Raw genomic sequence first — 20,905 nt, 5'->3', positions numbered from 1 at the left:
AACTCAGGGGCTATTCCCGCACCAAGCGAGTGCGCAACACTTGCCCATCGACGACGGCCGTGAGCAGGTACACGCCCACGGGCTGCTGGGCATCGAAAGTTGCTGGCAGCTGGTTTTCGCCGGCTTGCAGCAGCATGGGCACCTGGCTCACCAGTCGGCCCAGGGCATCGTGTATCGTCAGCTGAATGGTTTGGGCCCTGGCGGCCGTCAGATGCACGGTGTACTGGCTGCGGGTGGGATTAGGCGCGGCCGTCAGGCTACCAGCTGTCTTCTGGGGGAAGCTCACGGTGCGCACCGGCGAGTAGTGGTCGGTGCCATCGGTGTCGCGCTGGCGTAAGCGGTAATACTGCACCGAGCCCCGGCGGGCAGCCCCCAGGTCCGTGAACTGGTACTTCTGCGCGCTGCTCGTGGTGCCTCTGCCGGCCACAAAACCCAGACGCTGAAACGTCTTGCTGTCCACGCTGACTTCCACAAAGAAGCCTTCGTTGTTCAGCTCCGACGCCGTTGCCCAATTCAGGAACGCTTCTGTTTCCTGGGCCCGGGCCGTAAACTCACGCAACTCCACGGGCAGAGGATTGTTCTGGTCGGAGGAGGCGAAGATGCCGTAGGTATTCTGCAGGTCGGTGGTCACGGTGTTGGCCGTCGTGTTCACGGCTCCCTGCGGACTTTCCCAGGTGGTGCCGTTCCAGCGCTGTAGGCGCAGGCGGCCTTCTACGATGGTATTGGGCGCCGTATTCCACTCACTGTCGCGGTAGCCCAGCGCCAGGGTCGAGGTAGGAACCAGCGTGTAGTTGGTCGGCTGCACCACCCAGTAGCGGTCGAGGGCGTAGTTGGGGTTGCCTTGCAGGGCCGTGATGCCGGTGGGCAAGGGCAGGTTGTCGGGGCTGGTAGCGTAGGTGGCAAAGGAGAGCATGCCCGTGCTGTTGCCAGCAGCCGTAATGGTGGCCACTATTGGCACGGCGGTGCTGCCCGTACCCATCGGAATGGTGTAGGTGCCGGTGTTGGAGCCGATTACCCAGTTCAGCCGGCCGTAGCCCGCCGAGGGCATCGACTCACTGACCAGCGTGCCGGTGGTCCGGCTCAGGGCCGAGGCCGCGCCATTGTTGAGCGTCAGCACTTTCGAGTTCAGCTCCAGCTGCGTAGCCCCCAGCGTGAGCACGCCGGCGCTGTTACCCACCGACGCATCGGTAGTCAGGCGCACCGGGCCGGTGGCGCCGCTCACGTCCAGAGTGTGGAAGGTGGTAGCGGTGCTGCCCCCGATTTGCTGGGTACTGGTGCCCGCTAGTTGCACCGTGCCGGTAGCGGGCGTGAGCACGCCGCTGCCGGCGTTGTTGGTCCAGTTGCCGGTCAGTCGGAGGGTCCCCGCGTTATCAATGGTGCCGCTGCCGCTAATGAGAACATCACCGACCACCGACACCTGCGCCCCGGATTGAATGCTGATAACAGCTCCCTGGCTGGAAAGCCCCTGGCCTGCCGCAGGGAGAATGACCAGCAGAATCCCACCGAGTAGTAAACCGTGTTTCATGGTGTAAAAAGGAGGGTGGAGCTAACCGCGCGGCGGAAAAATGCCTCGCAGCGCAATGCAGTAATTGAGCGCCAGATACGGCTGCATGTTGTTATGAGGAGCGCTTTCGGAGACGGCTCCGCCGGCGGAAGAGCCGGTGCCGGAGGGCTCATACTGGGGCTCGCCGGAGCCATTGCTGGCCAGATAGGCGTTGTCGGGAGAGCCTAGCGTGCCCAGCTCCGTGCTGTAGGTGAGGGCCAGCGTATGGGTGTGCGCCGGCAGTTCGCTGGTTAGTAGCGTCACGGTGCTGCTCCCGCTTTGCTGCCCTAGGTCATAGTTGCTCAGCCCGGGGCCCTGGCCCTGGCCTACTGCCACCTGGCCCTGCAGGTTGGGCAGGGCGAAGGTCGATTTGCCGTCTCCGCCGTAATACGTGCCCAGCAAGGAAAACAAGGCCGTATTTTGGGAAATAGGCAGTAGCTGGCCATTACAGAAAGCCCAGCCTGTGGGCGCGAAGTTGAAGGGAAAAACACATATTTCCCCCACGAAAGCGTCACCACCCCCAAGGGTACCGGCGGCAGCCGGGGTGGCGCGGCCCAGCAGTGCCTGTAGCGGCCCCAACAGGAAGCTTCCGGCCACCAGCCCGGACAAACGCTTGAGCAAGCTCCGGCGGGCCGGCTGGGCCGGCGGCGTAAACGACAGATTGGACACGGCTAGTTTTGGCTGGGGAAAATGCCCTGTAGGGCAATAACGTAGTTGAGGCAGAGGAAGGGCTGGCGATTCTCGTGGGGCTGACTGCCGCCCGCACTGCTGGAAACGTTCACCGTTGGCGCGGTTGTGGAGCTGGCCAGCACCGTATTGCTGCTGCCGCCATACTGGGGGGCGCCCCCGCCATTGTCGGCCAGGTAGTGATGCACTACGGGGCCCGCGGTACCCGACAGGGCCGTGGTGCCCACGGCCGTGCTGACCTTCAGGCCGTGCATGTGAGAGGGTATCTCGCTGGCCAGCAGGGCATGCGCTTCTGCGCCGCCTTTTTGGCCCAGCACCAAACCCTGCCCGACATGCGCGATAACCCGGCCCCGCAGGTCGGGCAAGGCGAAAGTAGTTTGACCATTTCCGCCATACGTGGTTCCCAGCAAGGCAAACAGCGCCTGGTTCTGGTTGATGGGCAGCAGCTGCCCATTGCAGAAAGCCCAGCCTTTGGGAGGAAAGTTGAAGGAGACCAGCATAATCTCCGACAGGAAAGGCTCATATGTTTGGGGTGAGGCCACGCTTTGCATCGGCGAGGCCGCTGCTGACCGGCTGTTGCCCAGCAACAAGCTCCCGGCCAGCAGGCCACCCAGATTTTTGAGCCAGCCCCGCCGCGAGGAGCCGTTTACAGGCAAATCAATTGGTGAAGACATGATGCTAAAACTTAGGTCTGTGATGGGTAAACACCATACAGGGAGATGATGTAGCTGAGCGCCAGGTAGGGCTGCATGTTGTCGTGGGGCTGACTGCCGCCGACCGAGCCCAGCGTCTGCGCGGGCTGCGTCACCAGGCTAGCCGCCGACTGCGTGTACTGCGCCGAGCCGGAGCCACTGTCGGCCGGTACGGCTCCCTGCGGCGAGGCCGAGGTGCCGGGTGCCGTGCTGGCGGCTGGCTGGTGCGTGTGCGCCGGCAGCTGCTGGGTGGTGAGCGTCACGGATTCCACGCCGCCCTGCTCCCCAATTACATAATTGTTAGCCAGTACTGGGCCCTGGCCCTTGTGCACAGGCACTCGCCCCCGCAGGTCGGGCAGGTTAAAAGTTTCTTGGCCGTCGCCGCCATAGGTAGTACCAATGAGGGTAAACAAGACATCATTCTCAGAAATCGGCAGTGTGCTGCCATCACAGAACATCCAGCCCGCGGGGGCAAAGCTGCCGGCGAAGAGGGCTATTTCTCCTACATAGGGATAGCCGCCGTTGGGACGCATAGACACCAGCTGGCGGGGCTGGGGGGCGGCCCCAGGCCGCAGCCAGTTTTGGATTCGTTGGAGCAAGGAGCGACGCGGCGGCACGGGGCCGGGCGCGGCAGTAGAAAAGTCAGCCATGAAAAGCGGAGCTCAGAAAAAATGCGGGAAATACGAATCAGCCAGGGCCGGCTACGACTCGCGGCGCCAGGCCCCGTTGGTATAGATATACCGAGCCCCGTATTTAGACAAAATATTACCCGTGCCACTGGCCGACACCACCGTCAAAAAACCATTGTCGTTGTTGACGATAACCAGCCGCTGGCCTTCTGTGCCCGCACCCAGCGTGACTGCCCCATTGCCACTGTTGTTGTCGGTATACACCAGGTTGGTTACCGCTGGCGCCACCGTAACGGCCCCCGTGGGGGCGGCGGCCGTCGACATGCTTTCGGCGTAATAAGTACCCACCCCGACGCTGGCCCAGCCCGTGGACGTGTACTGGTATAGGCCGGGCGTGTTGTCGTTCTGCACAATCAGCAGCCCGACGGCGGGCGTCGCAATCAGGTCGCGCTGCGCTTTGGTCATGCGCGGCGGCAGGAAGCCTTTGGTGGTGCTGCTCACGTCCAGAATAGCCGATACCGCCGTGGCGGCGCTGCCCACGCCTACGGTGCCCATGCCCTTAGGCTGCAGAATCAGGTCCTGGTTGGCGGTGGAGCCGGCGGCGTACACCGAGTTGGAGCCGATACCGACGCCCTGGGTAGCATCCGACGTGCGAAACTCCGCGCCGTTGGTGGTGGTCAGGGCCCCGGTAACATAGAGCGGCTTGGCCGTAGCATGAGTGCCCGTGCGGGCGGCCGTGGCCACGTCGAGCTTGTTGGCCGCCGTGACGCCTACGCCCACGTTGCCGGAAGCATCGACGCCCAGGCCGGTGGTGGCGGCTGCGGCGCCGGTGAGCAGCTTGCCGTTCAGGTTCAGGTTGGTGGTGGCGGTGTGGTCACCGAGGTTGTCGGCTACGAGGCGCACCCAAGCCGTAGCGGTGCGCTGGTAGATGCCCGGCGTATTATCGGTTTGGTATACCAGCAACCCCTCGGCGGGCGTGCTAATCAGGTTGCGCTGGGCTTGGGTCATGCGCGGAATCAGCAGGCCCTTGGCGGTGCTGGTAAGGTCCAGCACCGCCGACGCGTTCGGCGTTTCGATGCCGATGCCAACGCTACCGGTTTGCGCGTATACTGATGCTGAACTAGTTGCCAGGGCTGCTACCGCCAGCAAACGAAACCGTAAAACTTTGCTCATACTCCGGGAAAAGTAAACCGCGCACACTTGTGCTAAATATGAGTACAAACATAGAGACTATATATAGGAATATCAGTATTTAATTGCTTAATCAGACAAAAATAAGCTGAACCTTAACAACCGACTTGGTGGATCAGCGTATAGAGGCGGTTGCTCCTTCCAGCTCAAGCCTTCTTATGCGTCAGCTCCTGTTGCTCAGCCTGAGCCTGCTGCTTTCGGCCTGCGGCCCGGCCGACTCCTCGCCCGTTGCACGCCGCCCCGTGGTGACTCATCGTACTATGCAAAACATCATTTTCTTCGGCAACAGCCTCACGGCCGGCTACCAGCTACGGGCTAGCGAGGCCTTTCCCTCCTTGCTTCAAGCTCGAATTGACTCGCTGCAACTGCCTTACAAAGCCTTCAACTACGGTGTGAGCGGCGAAACCACGGCTGGGGGTCGACAGCGCGTGGCCAGCGTGCTGGCCCGGCAGCCCGTGGATGTATTCGTGCTGGAACTGGGGGCCAACGACGGCCTGCGCGGTATTCCCGTCCGCGAAACCACCCAGAATCTGCAGGCCATCCTGGATCAGGTGAAATTGAAGTATCCCCAGGCCCGCATCGTGCTGGTAGGGCTGGAGTTCCCCTTCGACCTGAGCGCGCTGGGTGGCCACCAGTACGGGCGCTACGCAGGTGAGTTCAAAGCACTATTCCGGGATCTGGCCGATAAAAACAGTGTGCCTTTCGTGCCGTTTCTGCTGCAAGGCGTTCTGGGCAAGCGCGAATTGAACCTGGCAGACGGGGTGCACCCCAACGCGGCCGGCCAGCAGATACTGGCCAATAACGTGTGGGCAGTGCTGTCTGGCGTGTTGGAACTGTAGCCCCGACCCCAGCGTGGCTTCCCCAGTGGGGCTCGTGGCGGGCAGCACAGGCTGGCGCTTGCCCGCAGGTGGCAGCGCCTACCGAGCACTTTAAATAACCGGTATCAATGAAACACTAGTATTCCGTGAGCGGCACACGCGCACGGTGCTTCAGCACGCTGTTTTGTCGCCGCGAAACGCTCTCTATGTGCCGGCAACTCAACAAATGGGATTCAACAAATAAGGGCACTACGACTGTTCTTATTTTTTTGTTCAACATTTTGTGTCTAAAAGTTAAACATTGAATAGAATATTGTCTTTATTACATCATACGTCAACCCCCAAATCATTTACCCCATGAGAACCATGTTACTTGATGTCATGCGTATTCCGGTCGACGACCCGGTAGCTTTTACCTTTTTCACGGGATACATGGCCATGTTTGCGGCGGCCATATTCTTTTTGTTTGAGCGCAGTACGGTTGCCGACAAGTGGAAAACTTCGCTGCTGATTTCGGGCCTGATTACCGGTATTGCCTCCGTGCATTACTACTACATGCGCGACTACTACGTCACGACCCACGAAACGCCCATTGCCCTGCGCTACATCGACTGGACGCTGACCGTGCCGCTGATGGTGGTGGAGTTTTACCTGCTCGTGCGAGCCGCGGGGGCCAAAGTCAGTCTGCTCTACAAGCTGATTGTGGCCGCCGTTGTCATGCTCGTGTTCGGCTACATCGGCGAGGCCTTCACCGACGGCACGATGGGCCACTCGGTACTGTGGGGCTCTTTATCGACACTGGGCTACGTCTACATTCTGTATTCGGCCTGGTTCGGAGAAGTCGCGCAACTGGCTGCGGCGTCGCAGTCGGAGGCGGTGCGCAAAGGCGTGCGAGCCCTGGCGTGGTTCGTACTGGTCGGCTGGGCCATTTATCCCATTGGCTACATGGCCATGCCGGGCGGCTGGCTCGGCCCCGATGGAGCCGGGCTGCTACGCCCCCACGACCTCGACCTGTTGTACAACATCGCCGACGCCATCAACAAGATTGGCTTTGGTCTGGTCGTGTATAGCATTGCCCGCAGTGAGTCGGCCGTAAAAGTAGCGCCGGCTTCTGCTACCTCCGTGGTGTAGCCTTTGGCGGCCGCCCAAGGCGCGCCGTGCACATCGGCCCACGAAGGCAAATAAATAACAGGCCGTTGCACTATTTCTTCTGTGCAACGGCCTGTATTGGTTGTAATCTACTCTGCCATGCCTGCTTCTTCCGACGCTTTCGCCACTGCCTGGGCCTACCGCCGCTACTCCTACGCTGCGGTAGCAGGCTCCACGGCCCTCGGGTTTTGTTTCCCGGCGCAGGCTGGGCTGCTCCTCGGCCTGCCCCTGGCGGTAGGCATGGTGGTGCTGGGCATCGCCCACGGGGCCTGCGACCAGCTGGTGGTGCCCGCTGGCCCGCACCCGGCGGAGGCCGTAGTGAGCGGCTGGCGGTATTGGCAGCGGTTTTTGCTCAGCTACCTGAGCCTGGCCGGCTTGGTAGGCGTGTTATGGTGGGGCTGGCCGGCGGCTACCGTGGGCATCTTTTTCCTGCTCACAATCTGGCACTGGGGCTCTGCCGACGCCCCGGCTGCTGCGCAGGTTTCGGCCAGCTGGTGGCTGGTCCACAGCCTGTTGCGGGGCCTGCTGCTCTTTGCCGTGCCCGCTTGGTGGTGGCCTGCCGAAACGGCCGACATCGTGAATAGCCTGCTCACCTTCACCGGCGCTTCCATAGTGCCCCAGCCACAGTTTGAGCTGTTCACCACCGGTCTGGGCCTGGTCGTATTGGCCGGGCACGGGGTACTTTGGGCGCGCTACGCCAGCAGGCGCCAGTGGGCACTGCTGCAAACGGAGCTGGTTGAAATTCTGGTGCTGCTGGCGCTGCTGCTGGCGTTGCCGCCCCGGCTGTCGGTGGGCGTGTATTTCGTGTTCTGGCACAGCCTGCAGCACGTGTTGCGCCTGACGGGCTGGCTGGGCTACGCTGCGTCGGCGGGTGGACTGGCCGGCGCGAAGGTGGCGCTGCTGCCGCAGCTGGTATTTTTTCTGCGCCGGGCAGCTCCGCTGCTGCTCGTCAGCTGCGCGGCCTTGCTGGTGCTGGGTCGCCTGCTGCTCGACCGGCTGACTACCGAACACGCCTGGTTTAGCCTGGCGTTGGTCGTGGCATCCATCGTGACGCTGCCCCACGCGCTGCTCGTGACGGTGGTTATGGATGCCGCCCGGTGGCGCGGGCCAGAAGCCCACAGCCGGCAGATGGCTGCTGCGGGGCCAACAGCCAAGCCCTGATGCGAAGCCCGCCGCTGCTGCCAACGCACAAGCCAACATCGAGTATCTGGCAGCGATGGTCTCTCATTCAACCTTTTGAAAGCGGTTACTCCGGATAAAAAGCAAGGCCCGACTTCTGATGAAGCCGGGCCTTACGTTTTTCTGTACATCAAGTACCTGAGGCTTCAGCTCCTCTACGCGTTGTACATCTTCTCGTAGTATTCCGTGGCCATGCGGTGCGACTCAAACTGGGGCTCTACTTCGCGCATGGCCGTTTTGGCAATGGCCAGGAAGGCGGCGGGCTCGTCGTAGTAAAGCGGCAGAATTTCCTGCTCCAGCACGTCCAATACGCCTTTGGCTTCGGTGTCGTCCTTCACGTGCTCGGGCTCGTTGAGGTTGGCCAAAGGCAGCATGAAGCCGTTTTCGCCGTGGCGCACGAACTCCGGAATCCAGCCATCCGGGATGCTCAAGCTCAAGCAGGCATTCATGGCGGCCGTCATACCGCTGGTGCCAGAGGCCTCGCGGGGAAAGCGGGGCGTATTGAGCCAGATATCGGAACCCTTTTTCAGCAACGCCGACAGGCCCAGCTCGTAGCCGGTAAGCACGGCACAGCTCTTGAACTGCTTGGTACGCTGAATAATATCGTTGAACATCCCGATAGCGCCGTAGTCCTTGGGGTAGGGCTTGCCGGCCCAGATGATCTGTACGGGCCGGTCTTGGTTAGCGACCATCTGAGCAAACCGCTCAAAATGGCGCAGAATCAGGTCGGCGCGCTTGTAGCCAGCGAAGCGCCGGGCCCACACGACGGTCAGCACGTCGGGGTCGAGCAGGGTGCCGGTCTGGTCGGCCACGAAATCGAACAGCTCCTTTTTCAGCTCCCGCTTGCGGGCCAGCAGCGCCTGGTCATCGTTGGCTTCCAACGCCGCGTGCAGGGCCGGGTCGCGCCAGTAGGTGCCGTTTTGGGCGTTGGTAATCGGAATAATCGGGCAGATGCCTTCGTAGCTGCCCCACATGTCGTTGGCCACGATGCCGTGTACCTTCGATACGGCGTTGGCTTTGCGCGCGAAGCGCAGGGCGGTGAGCGTATAGTTCAGGATGTCACTGTGGTCTACGCGGGCCACGCGGCGAATTTCGTCGGCCGGAATGTTGCCGAAGAAGGTCATGTCGGTGAGCAGCTTCATGGCGTGCTCCTCATTGCCGGCCAGTTCGGGCGTGTGGGTCGTGAAGACGAGGCGCTTCTGCACTTCTTCCAGGCTGCGACCGTGCTTTTCGTAGAGGTAAAACGCCAGCGGCAGGCCGTGGCCTTCATTGAGGTGGTAGGTGTGCATACGCACGCCCAGCAGGTCGAGCAGCTTGCCGCCGCCCACACCCAGCACGATAGACTGGGCCACCCGCGCCGCCGTATCGGCGTCGTAGAGGTAGTGGGTGATGGTGCGCGAGATGTAGTCGTTTTCGGGAATGTCGGTGGTCAGGAAGAACATCGGGGCCGTGCCGAACGTGTCGGGCGCCAGGTACAGAGCTTTCACCTTCACTTCTGCCCCGTGAATGGTGATAGGAAAGATTAAGCCGGTGTCTTCGAGGAAGGAGTAGGACTTGAGGCGGAAATCGGCCCGCATGGTCTGGTCTTCGTTGCGGCCCTGGTCGTAGTAGCCGTAGGTCCAGAGCATGCCGATGCCAATCAGGTTCTGCTTGAGCTCGTAGGCCGAGCGCATGTGGGAGCCGGCCAGGAAGCCCAAGCCGCCGGAGTAGGTTTTTAGCGCCTGATCCAGAGCGAATTCCATGGAGAAATACGCCGCTTGCGTAGCAAATTCAGGGGCGGGAGAGTATGGTTGAAACTGAAACGACATGGGAAATTAGAAGGGAGTGAATCTGGGTGGCAGGTGGTTATCCGGCGTAGCGGGCGACTAAGGTCAGCACAATCTGGCCCAAAAAAAAGCCTTGATTCGAAGAAACGCAGGACAAACGTTTGCACCAGCTATTGTACTTTTTGGTTCAGAGGCCTTTGCTTCGGGAGCACTGCGCAAGCGAAGGCACGCCGCTGCCAGGCAAACGAGAAAAAGCGGCACGGGTCGAGCGAAAAGTCATACGAAGGCCGAGCAATACCGGATATCTTATTCCTATAACCTGTTCATATTCTAAGCTTTGGTAACGAAACCATAACCTGGCAACCGCGTTACCCACCTGCCGCCGGGGCTAGCTTTGCCCCGCGAATTCGCTCCCTTTCCCACTCCCAACCAACCCTTCTGTATGAACCCTTCTTTCCGCTGGCTGGCAGCCTCGCTGCTGAGCCTTTCCGTATTGTCGTGTGCCAAGCCGGAGCTGGAGCCCAGCGCGGCCCCAACGGCCACCAGCAGCACGGCCACTGTGGCCGCCACTGGCTTTCCGGAAACCTTCGACACCGGCACCAAATCGGCGTACACCACCGGCTCGGTTGCGCTGAGCTCGGGCTCCTGGACACTGAACGACGCGCTGCTCGGCACCACCTCGGCCGACCCCAAAACCGGCACCCAGTCGGTACGGATGCGCAATGTGGGGTCGTTGACGATGAACTTCAACACCACGGCCGGCGCGGGCCTCGTCACGGTGCAGCACGCCGTGTATGGCACCGATGCCGCCTCGGCCTGGGAGCTGTGGGCCTCCGCTACCAGTGGCAGCACCTACACCAAAGTAGGCAGCACCATCACGACCAGCAGCACGAGCCTGAGCACGGCCTCGTTCACGGTGAACCTGGCCGGCACCGTGCGCCTGCAGATTCGCAAAACCTCGGGTGGCACCAACCGCGTGAACTTCGACAACCTGACCATCGAGCAGTACGGCGGGGGCGGCACCACGCCGCCACCTACCGGCACGGCCAAGAAATTCCTGTTCGACGGCTCGCACGGCGAGCTGGCCGGCAATGCCGATTGGGTGCTGGACGTGAACAGCGGCGTGGCCTCGGCCATTCCTACCCCGGCCCAATCGGGCATCACCAGCACCACCCCGGAAACGTACTGGACCGGCGCTATTTCGGCCTGGGGCGTAGCGCTGGTGAAGCTGGGCCACACCGTGGAGCAGCTGCCCGCCGGGGCCCGCATCACCTACGGCGATGCGTCGAACACCCAAGACCTGACCAAGTACAGCGTGTTTGTGGTGGATGAGCCGAATACGGTGTTTACGGCCGCCGAGAAAACCGCCATCCTGGGCTTCGTGCAAAATGGGGGCGGTCTGTTCATGATTTCCGACCACATCATCTCCGACCGCAACAACGACGGCTGGGACTCGCCCGAAATCTGGAATGACCTGATGAGCAACAACTCGGTGCAGGCCAACCCGTTCGGCTTCAGCATCAACTTCGACAACATCGTGGAAAACAGCAGCAACGAGTTGGTAAGCGCCACCAACCCCATTATGAACGGCCCGCTGGGCACCGTGTCGCAGCTCTCGTTTCATAACGGCGCGACGATGACGCTGAACCCCACAGCCAACAGCACAGTGCAGGGACTGGTGTGGCGCAGCACGGCCGGGCAGGGCAACACGCTGGCCATGGCCGCCAGCAGCACCTTTGGCACCGGCCGCGTGGTTATCGTCGGCGATTCGTCGCCGGCCGATGATGGCACCGGCTCGCCGGGCAACACGGTGTACGACGGCTGGAATGAAAACCTGAGCCACTCGCGCCTCCACCTGAACGCCTCGCTCTGGCTGGCCAAGCAATAGCGCAATAAATGACGCAACAAAAAAGCCCCGCTGCCGATTGGCGTCGGGGCTTTTTTGTGTGAAATCGGGATGCAAACACGTTTTTATAAGTTTGTAGTAAGGCGCTTATTGCACACTGTGGCTGCTAAAGTTACCTTGCTGCTTCTCTTCCCCGCTGACCTGATTTCGCGCATGAACTTCCCCGCCTTTCTGCCCCTGCTCGCCGGAGCCTTGCTGCTCGCCCAGCCGCCAGCGGCCACGGCCGCCAACCCGCCTGCGGCCCCGGCGGCGACGCCCGCCAAAGCCGCCATCAGCCGAATCGACCCGACGTTTTGGTGGGTGGGCATGAAAAACCCCAAGCTGCAATTGCTGGTGCATGGGCCGGGTATCGGGAGCAGCACCGTGGCGCTGCGCTACGCCGGGGTGACGCTGGACGGTGTGCAGAAGCTGGAAAGCCCCGACTACCTGATTGTCAATTTGACCATCAGCCCCGCGGCCCAACCCGGCAAGCTGAACCTGGAGTTCCAGGGCACCAGGAAGGTGAAGTATAGCTACGAGCTGCGCGCGCGCACCACACCCGGCGACAAAACCAAGGTGCAGGGCGTGACCAGCGCCGACTTTGTGTACCTGCTCATGCCGGACCGCTTCGCCAACGGCGACCCGAAAAACGACAACATCAAAGGCATGCGCGCCCCCGCTGTGGCCCGCGACTCGATGTATGCCCGCCACGGCGGCGACCTGAAGGGCGTTGAGCAGCACTTCGACTACCTCAAGGAGCTGGGCGTCACGGCCATCTGGCCCACGCCGGTGGTGGAAAACGACATGCCCAAGGCCAGCTACCACGGCTACGCCCTCACCGACTATTATAATGTAGACCGCCGCTACGGCACCAATGAGGACTACGTACGCTTTGTGCGCAATGCCCACCAAAGCGGCCTGAAGGTGATTCACGACGTGGTGCTCAACCACATGGGCAGCAAGAACTACCTGTTTCTGGAGCAGCCCGCCGCCGATTGGTTTCACCAGTGGCCCAGCTTCACGCGCAGCAACTTCCGCGACGCGGCCTTCAACGACCCCTACGCCGCCGACAGTGACCGGAAGCTGTACGGCGACGGCTGGTTCGACACCACGATGCCGGATCTGAACCAGGCCAACCCGCTGGTGGCTACTTACGTGATTCAGAACTTTATCTGGTGGGTAGAATACACGGGCCTCGACGGCTACCGCATCGACACCTACCCGTATTCGGACCGCAACTTTCTGATGCAGTGGGGTGAGGCCGTGGCCAGTGAGTTTCCGCAGCTGGGCATGTTCGGTGAAACCTGGGTGCAGGGCAACGGCCAGCAGGCGTTCTTCGCCCGCAATATTCTGCCGCCGGTGAACGGGTTTAAGTCTAACCTGCCCGGCGTGACGGACTTCCAGAGCCAGTATGCCATCAACGAAGCCCTCACCAAAGATGCCGGCTGGACCGACGGCATTGCCAAGCTCTACTACGCCCTGCAGGGCGACTGGATGTACGAGGATCCGATGCGCAACGTGGTATTTCTGGACAACCACGATTTGAGCCGCTTCTACTCCGTCATCGGCGAGGATTTGGCCAAGTACAAGATGGGCCTGGCCTGGCTGCTGACCACGCGCGGCATTCCGCAGCTGTATTACGGAACCGAGGTGCTGATGAAAAACTACAGCAACCCCGACGGCCTGGTGCGCGAGGATTTCCCCGGGGGCTGGGCCAGCGACACGAAGAACTACTTCACGGCCGCGGGCCGCACGGGGCCGGCGGGCGAAGCCTTCAGCTACGTGAGCAAGCTAGCCAACTACCGCAAAACCCACCCCGCGCTGCACTCGGGCAAGCTCATGCAGTTTATTCCTCAAGATGGCGTGTATGCCTACTTCCGCTACTCCGACGCGGGCACGGTGATGGTGCTGATGAACTCCAACAAAGACGAAAAGCCGGTGGATATGAGCCGATTTGCCGAGCGGTTGAATGGCTTTTCGACGGCTACGGAGGTGACGTCCGGGGCGACGCTGGCCAACTTGAAATCGGTGCAACTACCGGCCCGCACGGCGTGGGTGCTGGAGCTGAAAAAGTAGAAAAGCGGAACGCATTGCCGCCGTTTCGCGTCCAATTTTGTAGACTATCCTTCCTCATTTCTACCAAACACCACTAGCGCTGTCACCCATGAACGACCTCACCGATAAAGTTGCCATCGTCACCGGAGCCAGCCGTGGCATTGGGCGGGCCGTGGCCCTGCTGCTGGCCATACAGGGTGCCCGGGTAGTATCCGTGGCCCGCTCGGCCGACGAGCTGGAAGAGCTGGCCCACAAAACCAACGGCCTGGCCGTGCCAGCCGACGTGGCCGACGAAACCGACGTGCAAAACGTCATCAGCGAAGCCCTGCGCCACTACGGCCGGATCGATATTCTGGTCTGCAATGCGGGTGTGGGCAGCTTCAACCTGCTCGAACACTTCCCGGCCGACGAGTGGGACCGGATGTTCGACGTGAATGTGAAAGGCACTTTCCTGTTCTGCAAAGCCGTACTGCCGTATTTCAAGGCCCAGAAAAGCGGCCACATCGTGGGCATTACCTCCGACGTGGCCCGGCGCACCTTCGAGCACGGCACGGTGTACGGAGCCAGCAAGTTTGCCCAGGACGCCATGCTGGGCTCACTGCGCAAGGAAGTCCGGGCCCAGGGCATCAAGGTCAGCACCATTTATCCGGGCCTGGTCGACACCTACTTCAACGAGGCCAAGCCGGGCAGCCTGGAAACCGAGAAAACCCACCTCAAGCCCGCCGACATTGCCCAGGCCGTGCGCTACGTGCTCGAAGCCCCGCCCCACGTCGTCGTCGACGAGCTCATGATTCATCCCCTGACCCAGGAGTGGTAGACCGGCAAATAAGGAGACCAGGATGCTTGCCGGGCAGGCCGCGCGTGGGCAGCCCCCCCCAGTTTCGCACACTTTCACCATCTCCCTAGTGCCTCTTTCCCTATCTTACCAGCACTATGAAAAAACTGCTGTTGCCAGCCGCTGCCGCCAGCTTGGTTCTGGCCTCTTTCTCTCTTCCACTTCCGAGTTCCTTTTACACCGTGTCCGAGCCCCTTTCTCTCGCCGACCCGAATACCACCGATGAGGTGCCCCAGGACAACAAGCTGGTAATTTACCAGGTGATGACGCGCCTGTTTGGCAACAAAACCGCCCTCAACAAGCCCTACGGCACCAACGTTGAAAACGGCGTCGGCAAGTTCAACGACATCAACGACGTAGCGCTGCAGGCCATCAAAAAGCTGGGCGTGAGCCACGTGTGGTATACCGGCGTACTGGAGCATGCCACCATGACGGACTTCACCAAGGCCGGCGGCCCCGGCCCCGACGATGCCGATGTCGTGAAAGGCCGGGCGGGCTCGCCCTACGCCATCAAGGACTACTACGACATCGACCCCGACCTGGCCGTGGATGTGAAGACGCGTAAGCAGGAGTTTGAAGCCCTGGTGAAGCGCACCCACGCCAACGGTCTAAAAGTCATTATCGACTTCATTCCCAATCATGTAGCCCGCTCGTACGTCTCGAATGCCAAGCCCGTAGGCACCATCGACCTGGGCGAGAAAGACGACAAAACCAAGGCCTTTGCGCCCAACAACAACTTCTATTACCTGCCCGGCAAAACCCTGGTAGTGCCCAAAGCCGGCAACCCGCTGGGCGCGGCCCTGGGCCCCAAAGAGGACGGCAAGTACACGGAAACGCCCGCCAAGGCCACCGGCAACGACATTTTCTCGGAAGCGCCGAAAGTGGATGACTGGTACGAAACCGTGAAGCTCAACTACGGAGTGGACTACCAGAACGAGCGCAAAACCTACTTCGAGCCCGTGCCCGATACCTGGCTCAAAATGCGCGACATTCTGGTGTACTGGGCGCAGAAAGACGTGGACGGCTTCCGCTGCGACGTGGCCGAAATGGTGCCTGTCGAGTTCTGGGCCTGGGTGATTCCGGAGGTGAAAAAGGTGAAGCCCGGCATCCTTTTCCTGGGCGAGGCCTACAACCCCAAGGAGTATAAAACCTACCTTGAGAAGGGCAAATTCGACTTTCTCTACGACAAAGTAGGCCTCTACGATGGTCTGCGCCGCCTGATGACGGGTAGCGGCACCACCGAAGATATTACCAAAGTGTGGAGCGAAGAAAGCCGGGGGTTTGGCTCCCGCATGCTGCGCTTCCTCGAAAACCACGACGAGCAGCGCATTGCGTCCAAGGAGTTTGCCGGCGACCCACGCACCGCTATTCCGGCCATGACGGTATCGGCCACGCTGGGCTCGGGGCCCGTGATGCTGTACTTTGGCCAGGAAGTGGGCGAGCCCGCCAACGGGGCGGAAGGCTTCAGCGGCCAGGACGGCCGCACCACCATTTTCGACTATTGGGGCGTGCCTCAGCACCAGAAATGGATGAACGGCGGCAAGTTTGACGGCGGCAAGCTCGACGGCGGCCAGAAGCAGCTGCGCGAGTTCTATTCCCGCCTGCTCAACCTGAGCAGCAGCAGCGAGGCCATTCGCACAGGCAAGTTCTACGAGCTGCAGGATGCCAACAACCTGGGCAAAAACTACGACCAGCGCCGCGTATACAGCTATTTGCGCTACACCGACAAGCAGCAGCTGCTCATCGTTGCCAACTTCAGCAAAGACATTACCCTGACGCCTACCATCCGCATCCCGAAGGAAGCCATGAAGGCAATGGGCCTGGACGCCAGCAAGTTTTACACCTACACCGACCTGCTGAACAACTCCCCGGCCACCGAAAACCTGACCATGACGCTCACCCCGCTCAGCGCTTACATCTTTGAGATTAAGCAGAAGTAGTAGAAGAATAGAACTCGGCAGTAAAACTCGTGCCGGTTTCTTACTGCTGAGCTCTCTATTCTAAGTTCTCACTTCTGGGCTCTCCATTCTAAGTTCCTCCCCTAAAATTCCCCCATCAATGGCAACCAGCGTAGCGGCTCCGTCTGCTGACACCCGCACCAAACCCCGCCTGAGCTTCTGGCAAATCTGGAACATGAGCTTCGGCTTTCTGGGCATCCAGTTCGGCTTCGCGTTGCAGAACGCCAACGTGAGCCGCATTTTCGAAACCCTGGGCGGCACCGAAATAGCCCTCTACTGGCTGGCCGCGCCCCTCACCGGCATGCTGGTGCAGCCCATCATCGGCTACATGTCCGACCGCACCTGGAGTCCGAAGTGGGGCCGGCGACGCCCGTTTTTCCTGGTCGGCGCCATTCTGGCCTCGTTTGCATTGTTGGTAATGCCCAACGTGACGGCCCTGTGGATGGCCGTGGGCATGCTCTGGATTATGGACTCCAGCATCAACATCAGCATGGAGCCTTTCCGGGCGCTGGTCGGCGACCTGCTGCCGTCGGAGCAGCGCACCACGGGCTTCGCGGCCCAAACGTTCTTTATCGGCATCGGGGCCGTGGTGGCATCGTCGCTGCCCTGGATGTTCACCAACTGGTTTGACGTGCCCAATACGGCTCCGGCCGGCCAGATTCCGCCTTCGGTGAAGTATGCGTTCTACATCGGCGGCGTCGTGTTTTTTCTGGCCGTGCTCTGGACGGTGCTGCGCACAAAGGAGTATCCGCCGGAAAACATGGCGGAGTTTGAGGAGGAAAAGCGCCGCACAGCTGGCTTCCTGAACGGCGTTCGGGAGTCGTTTGCCGGTATTTTTCACATGCCCAAAACAATGGCCCAGCTGGCCATCGTGCAGTTCTTTTCCTGGCTGGCGCTGTTTTCGATGTGGATTTATACCACTCCGGCCGTTACGAGCCACATCTACCACACCACCGACGTCACCTCCAAGCTCTACAACGAAGGGGCCGACTGGGTGGGCGTCTGCTTTGCCGTCTACAATGGCGTGTCGGCTATTGCGGCCCTGCTGCTGCCCGCTATTGCCCGCGCCACCAGCCGCCGCGTCACGCACTTGCTCTGCCTGGTAGCCGGTGGCCTGGGCCTGATTTCGATTTACTTCATTCAGGACCCCAAGATGCTGCTGCTCTCGATGGTAGGGGTGGGTATTGCCTGGGCCTCTATTCTGAGTGTGCCCTACGCCATGCTGGCCGGAGCGCTGCCCGCCAACAAGATGGGCTATTACATGGGGGTCTTCAACTTTTTCATCGTGATTCCGCAGGTGGTAGCCGGCCTGATTCTGGGCTTCTTCACTAAGAATGTATTCGACGGTGAGTCGGTGTATACGCTGGTGCTGGGCGGGATTTCGATGATTATTTCGGGCCTGCTGACGTTGCGCGTCAACGACGCCGACGACATCCGGCTGCCGGAAGAACCCACCGCGCTGGCCAACCCCGCCTACGACTCGCCGCTACAAACGAACCCGCAGGTGTAGGCCATTGCCTGTAACAGAAAAGCCTCTTCCGTCGCCGGGAGAGGCTTTTTTTATTCTATTTACCAGCCAAGGCATTCCGTACTGACACAGCAGAATTGCTACGAGTGGGCGCTACTGCTCCAGCACCGGCACGCCCAGCCACTGGTAGGCCGTTTGCTCTTCAATGAAAGCGCGAAAGGTCGTTTCCTGGGGCGGAAGCCGGCTAGTAATTACCTCCTGATTATAGGGTGTGACCAGGTAGGCGACGCGAAATGCCGCTTCTGGCAGCGCTTGGGTCATGTCCCGCCGAAAATCAGTCAGCACCCAGCTGAAGTCTTCGGATGAAGCCAGCCCCCGGATGCGCAGGTCAATCAGCCAGTGACCAGCGCGATGCTGGCGGGCAAAATCCAGGGACGTGGTGTAGCCCTCCCGATGCTCCTGGGAAGAAACCAGCCGCTTCCAGCGCATAAACAGGATGCGCAGATCGGGGCGGTAGGACAAGCGCAGGTACTCAAGCTCGGTGATGGGAAGAACCACGAAAAGCAGTGCTTAATAAGAAGGAGAACTCCAGAGAAACAACCCCAAGCGGTGATGCCTGGCACCCGCATAACACGCGGGTGGGTAGGTTATGTTTCAAACCACAACCGCCGCTGCTGATTGGCAGAGGCGGTTGTGGCTGCTTGAAGTGCGAACTGCCGTGCTGCTAGCGGGCGGCCTGGCTTTTTTCCCGAATGGCCTTAAACTCGGAGCCGGGCTTCCACTGCGGAAAAGTGGTTTCGGCGGCCAGGCGGCTCCCTACGCGGTAGAGCAGGCGGGCATCCCACTCCATGCCCCGGAAATCGGACTCGGGGCTATACTCATCGGAGGGCTGATGGTAGTGCTTCGCCTCGAACTCCTCGCCCATACGACGCGCGTAGGCTTTGCCCTTCAGCCAGCTGTCGGCGCTGCCGCTGGCGTAGAGCGAGGGCACGCCCACGTGGGCAAAGCTGAAGTGGTCGGAGCGGAAGAAATAGCCTTTATCGGCGTTCTGGTCGGGCTGGATGTAGCGGCCCTGCTCCTGCGCGGCGGCGCGGGCGTAGTCGTCCAGCTCCGATTGGCCGTAGCCGATAACGGTCAAGTCGCGCATGGGACCCAGGTTGGGCAGGTCGTCCATGTTGAGGTCGGCTACGGTGCTGGCCACCGGAAACAGCGGGTGGCTGGCGTAGTACATCGAACCGAGCAGGCCTTGTTCTTCCCCCGTTACGGCCAGAAACACGATGCTACGGCCGGGCTTGTCGGGGGCCTGCTGGAAAGCCTTGGCAATGCTGAGCAGAGCTGCGCAGCCGCTGGCGTTGTCGGCCGCACCGTTGTAGATGGAGTCGCCCGCCACGGGGATGCCGACGCCCAAATGATCCCAGTGGGCCGAGTAGACGATGTACTCGGTGGGCCGGGTGGTGCCGGGCAGCACGGCCACCACGTTCTTGGATTCTTGGCGGCGCAGCGTGTTGCTGATGCTGGTGCTGGCTTGCAGGTTCAAGGGCCAGGCCTTGAAGCCAGGCTTGTTGGCGGCGGCGTAGGCTTCGTCGTAGCTCTGGCCGGCGGCCGTGAACAGCTTTTTGGCCGCGTCCAGGGTTAGCCAGCCGGCCACCTGGCATTTGCTGGCTCCTTTGTCGGCCATCTGGCCGTAGAGCTTGGCTCCCGACCAGCTATTCTGCACCACCGACCACGGATAGGCCGCCGGCTTGGTATCGTGCACGATGAGCACGCCGGCAGCACCGTGGCGGGCGGCTTCCTCATATTTGTAATCCCAACGGCCATAGTAGGTCATGGCTTTGCCTTTGAAGAAAGTGGTGTCGTTGGCCGCGTTGCCGGGGTCATTCACCAGCACCACCACGGTTTTGCCTTTCACGTCGAGGCCGGCGTAGTCGTTCCAGCCATATTCGGGGGCCACCACGCCGTAGCCGGCGAAGACCAACGCCGAGTTCTTGACCGCTACTTTCTCCTTTTCCTGCTCGGTAAAGGCCATGTAGTCCGTTTTATAATTCAGCGTGAGCGGCTGCTGGCCCCCGCTGATCTGCATGGTAGGCGCGGGCGTACCGGTGATTTCGACCAGTGGCACTTTCTGGAAGTAGGTGCCGTCGGGGCCGGGCTGGAGGCCGAGCTTTTTGAACTCATCGGCCAGAAAAACGGTGGTTTTCTGCTCGCCCACGGTAAAGGGCCTGCGCCCCTGGTAGGCATCGGAAGCCAGTACCTTGATATAGTCGCCGATGCCTTGGGCCGTGATGCCGTCGTTGGGCGAGGCGGGCAGAGTCGTATCGGCGGGCATGTCGGCGGCGGCGGGTTGCCCGGCGGCCGTATCCGGCGTACGGCTTTGGCAGCCGGCCAACCCGCTCAGCAGCAAGGCACTGCCGACAAGCAGAGAAGAGGGGAAAAAGCGCATGCAGCAGAGGAAAGGGAGCGAAGAGGGAGGCGAAGGCAATAAGGCGTCAAGGTGCCAAAAAAGCGTCGTATTGCAAGTGCTAACCGCTTCGCGACAGTGGCCGTACTCTACCGGCACCGGAGTTGTTTGCACTGCATCGGCACGAGCACTGCCTGGCTATACAGCGCTGTCGTGGCGACCAGGTTGTGTCTGAGAATTGTAGGACAGGCATGCTTGCTCTGGTGTCCGTGCAGCCGAAGCAGGACGGTATTTTTGCCTGTACCCATCATGAAGTGAGTTGCAAGAGCGATGTAGAGACGCGACGCTTTGCGTCTCGGCGTTGAACGATGCCTTCGCGGCGCGGTCCCGGAGACGCGAAGGGTCGCGTCTCTACATCGTTCGCCCAATTTTCGCATCTCACTTCGTGACGAGTATAAATGGAGTCTTCAGATACAGCCTGGAGAATGGAGCTGCCGGATGTGCACAGGGCGCTAGCTAAAAATCAACCGAACTTCTGGGTCACGGTTTCCCGTTCAAGGCGCACGGGTGCGTAGCCGCAACACAGAGCTGCTATCTGTTGCATCGGGTAGCGGGTTTGTCGGGCGCAGCGTAGGTAGTACCCACGCCGGGC

Annotated in this window: 16 protein-coding genes; 8 read left to right on the top strand and 8 right to left on the bottom strand. The window is 61.0% G+C overall.

Going from position 1 to position 20,905, the window contains the following annotated elements:
• Positions 1-10 precede the first annotated feature (10 nt).
• The 5 genes from E5J99_RS16075 to E5J99_RS16055 are packed head-to-tail and all read right to left on the bottom strand — an operon-like array spanning position 11 to position 4,724.
• Positions 11-1,525, bottom strand: coding sequence for a T9SS type A sorting domain-containing protein (locus E5J99_RS16075; protein ID WP_135498833.1), 1,515 nt, complete (start codon positions 1,523-1,525; stop codon positions 11-13).
• A 21-nt stretch (positions 1,526-1,546) separates the two neighbouring features.
• Entirely contained in the window at positions 1,547-2,212 is a 666-nt protein-coding gene (locus E5J99_RS16070; RefSeq protein WP_317128835.1) for a phage tail protein, read from the bottom strand.
• A gap of 2 nt (positions 2,213-2,214) precedes the next feature.
• Complete coding sequence (locus E5J99_RS16065) at positions 2,215-2,904, bottom strand: phage tail protein (protein ID WP_317128834.1); 690 nt, start codon at positions 2,902-2,904, stop codon at positions 2,215-2,217.
• An 11-nt stretch (positions 2,905-2,915) separates the two neighbouring features.
• Complete coding sequence (locus E5J99_RS16060; protein ID WP_245319048.1) at positions 2,916-3,572, bottom strand: phage tail protein; 657 nt, start codon at positions 3,570-3,572, stop codon at positions 2,916-2,918.
• A 51-nt stretch (positions 3,573-3,623) separates the two neighbouring features.
• Positions 3,624-4,724, bottom strand: coding sequence for a hypothetical protein (locus E5J99_RS16055; protein ID WP_135498832.1), 1,101 nt, complete (start codon positions 4,722-4,724; stop codon positions 3,624-3,626).
• A gap of 176 nt (positions 4,725-4,900) precedes the next feature.
• On the opposite strand from E5J99_RS16055, the gene E5J99_RS16050 reads away from it, so the two are divergent.
• The 3 genes from E5J99_RS16050 to E5J99_RS16040 all read left to right on the top strand — a co-directional run bounded on the left by E5J99_RS16050 (position 4,901) and on the right by E5J99_RS16040 (position 7,870).
• Complete coding sequence (locus E5J99_RS16050; RefSeq protein ID WP_167852179.1) at positions 4,901-5,581, top strand: arylesterase; 681 nt, start codon at positions 4,901-4,903, stop codon at positions 5,579-5,581.
• A 336-nt stretch (positions 5,582-5,917) separates the two neighbouring features.
• Complete coding sequence (locus E5J99_RS16045; protein ID WP_135498831.1) at positions 5,918-6,691, top strand: bacteriorhodopsin-like; 774 nt, start codon at positions 5,918-5,920, stop codon at positions 6,689-6,691.
• A gap of 117 nt (positions 6,692-6,808) precedes the next feature.
• Positions 6,809-7,870 (top strand): Brp/Blh family beta-carotene 15,15'-dioxygenase, encoded by a 1,062-nt coding sequence (locus tag E5J99_RS16040; protein ID WP_135498830.1) that lies wholly within the window; start codon positions 6,809-6,811, stop codon positions 7,868-7,870.
• A 173-nt stretch (positions 7,871-8,043) separates the two neighbouring features.
• Here the strand turns inward: E5J99_RS16040 and glgP are convergent, their stop codons facing one another.
• A complete protein-coding gene (gene glgP / locus E5J99_RS16035; protein WP_245319047.1) occupies positions 8,044-9,630 on the bottom strand; it encodes an alpha-glucan family phosphorylase in 1,587 nt (528 codons plus the stop codon).
• A gap of 466 nt (positions 9,631-10,096) precedes the next feature.
• On the opposite strand from glgP, the gene E5J99_RS16030 reads away from it, so the two are divergent.
• The 5 genes from E5J99_RS16030 (at position 10,097) to E5J99_RS16010 (ending at position 17,897) form a co-directional block, all read left to right on the top strand.
• Positions 10,097-11,542 (top strand): hydrolase, encoded by a 1,446-nt coding sequence (locus E5J99_RS16030; RefSeq protein WP_135498828.1) that lies wholly within the window; start codon positions 10,097-10,099, stop codon positions 11,540-11,542.
• A gap of 117 nt (positions 11,543-11,659) precedes the next feature.
• The gene (locus E5J99_RS16025) at positions 11,660-13,615 is read left to right on the top strand and encodes a glycoside hydrolase family 13 protein (protein ID WP_245319046.1); all 1,956 of its coding nucleotides are present in this window, start codon (positions 11,660-11,662) and stop codon (positions 13,613-13,615) included.
• Between the two features lie 88 nt (positions 13,616-13,703).
• Positions 13,704-14,411, top strand: coding sequence for an SDR family oxidoreductase (locus E5J99_RS16020; RefSeq protein ID WP_135498827.1), 708 nt, complete (start codon positions 13,704-13,706; stop codon positions 14,409-14,411).
• A 200-nt stretch (positions 14,412-14,611) separates the two neighbouring features.
• On the top strand, positions 14,612-16,369 hold the full coding sequence (locus E5J99_RS16015; RefSeq protein WP_394345954.1) for an alpha-amylase family glycosyl hydrolase: 1,758 nt from the start codon (positions 14,612-14,614) through the stop codon (positions 16,367-16,369).
• Positions 16,370-16,487: 118 nt separating this feature from the next.
• Positions 16,488-17,897 (top strand): MFS transporter, encoded by a 1,410-nt coding sequence (locus E5J99_RS16010; RefSeq protein WP_135498825.1) that lies wholly within the window; start codon positions 16,488-16,490, stop codon positions 17,895-17,897.
• A gap of 111 nt (positions 17,898-18,008) precedes the next feature.
• Here E5J99_RS16010 and E5J99_RS16005 read toward each other — a convergent pair whose 3' ends face one another.
• A complete protein-coding gene (locus E5J99_RS16005; protein ID WP_135498824.1) occupies positions 18,009-18,413 on the bottom strand; it encodes a hypothetical protein in 405 nt (134 codons plus the stop codon).
• A 166-nt stretch (positions 18,414-18,579) separates the two neighbouring features.
• Positions 18,580-20,295 (bottom strand): M28 family metallopeptidase, encoded by a 1,716-nt coding sequence (locus E5J99_RS16000; RefSeq protein WP_135498823.1) that lies wholly within the window; start codon positions 20,293-20,295, stop codon positions 18,580-18,582.
• Positions 20,296-20,905: the final 610 nt, after the last annotated feature.

The sequence above is a fragment of the Hymenobacter elongatus genome (assembly GCF_004745955.1).
GTDB classification, from domain to species: Bacteria; Bacteroidota; Bacteroidia; order Cytophagales; family Hymenobacteraceae; genus Hymenobacter; species Hymenobacter elongatus.
The sequence above is the reverse complement of the archived record's forward strand: the minus strand, read 5'-3'. Positions and strand labels throughout refer to the sequence as shown.

What these genes read in the sequence shown, in the direction of transcription:
- E5J99_RS16075 (WP_135498833.1), bottom strand. Translation starts at nt 1,525, where the DNA reads ATGAAACACGGTTTACTACTCGGTGGGATTCTGCTGGTCATTCTCCCT.
- E5J99_RS16065 (WP_317128834.1), bottom strand. Translation starts at nt 2,904, where the DNA reads ATGTCTTCACCAATTGATTTGCCTGTAAACGGCTCCTCGCGGCGGGGC.
- E5J99_RS16060 (WP_245319048.1), bottom strand. Translation starts at nt 3,572, where the DNA reads ATGGCTGACTTTTCTACTGCCGCGCCCGGCCCCGTGCCGCCGCGTCGC.
- E5J99_RS16055 (WP_135498832.1), bottom strand. Translation starts at nt 4,724, where the DNA reads ATGAGCAAAGTTTTACGGTTTCGTTTGCTGGCGGTAGCAGCCCTGGCA.
- E5J99_RS16050 (WP_167852179.1), top strand. Translation starts at nt 4,901, where the DNA reads ATGCGTCAGCTCCTGTTGCTCAGCCTGAGCCTGCTGCTTTCGGCCTGC.
- E5J99_RS16045 (WP_135498831.1), top strand. Translation starts at nt 5,918, where the DNA reads ATGAGAACCATGTTACTTGATGTCATGCGTATTCCGGTCGACGACCCG.
- E5J99_RS16040 (WP_135498830.1), top strand. Translation starts at nt 6,809, where the DNA reads ATGCCTGCTTCTTCCGACGCTTTCGCCACTGCCTGGGCCTACCGCCGC.
- glgP (WP_245319047.1), bottom strand. Translation starts at nt 9,630, where the DNA reads ATGGAATTCGCTCTGGATCAGGCGCTAAAAACCTACTCCGGCGGCTTG.
- E5J99_RS16030 (WP_135498828.1), top strand. Translation starts at nt 10,097, where the DNA reads ATGAACCCTTCTTTCCGCTGGCTGGCAGCCTCGCTGCTGAGCCTTTCC.
- E5J99_RS16020 (WP_135498827.1), top strand. Translation starts at nt 13,704, where the DNA reads ATGAACGACCTCACCGATAAAGTTGCCATCGTCACCGGAGCCAGCCGT.
- E5J99_RS16010 (WP_135498825.1), top strand. Translation starts at nt 16,488, where the DNA reads ATGGCAACCAGCGTAGCGGCTCCGTCTGCTGACACCCGCACCAAACCC.
- E5J99_RS16000 (WP_135498823.1), bottom strand. Translation starts at nt 20,295, where the DNA reads ATGCGCTTTTTCCCCTCTTCTCTGCTTGTCGGCAGTGCCTTGCTGCTG.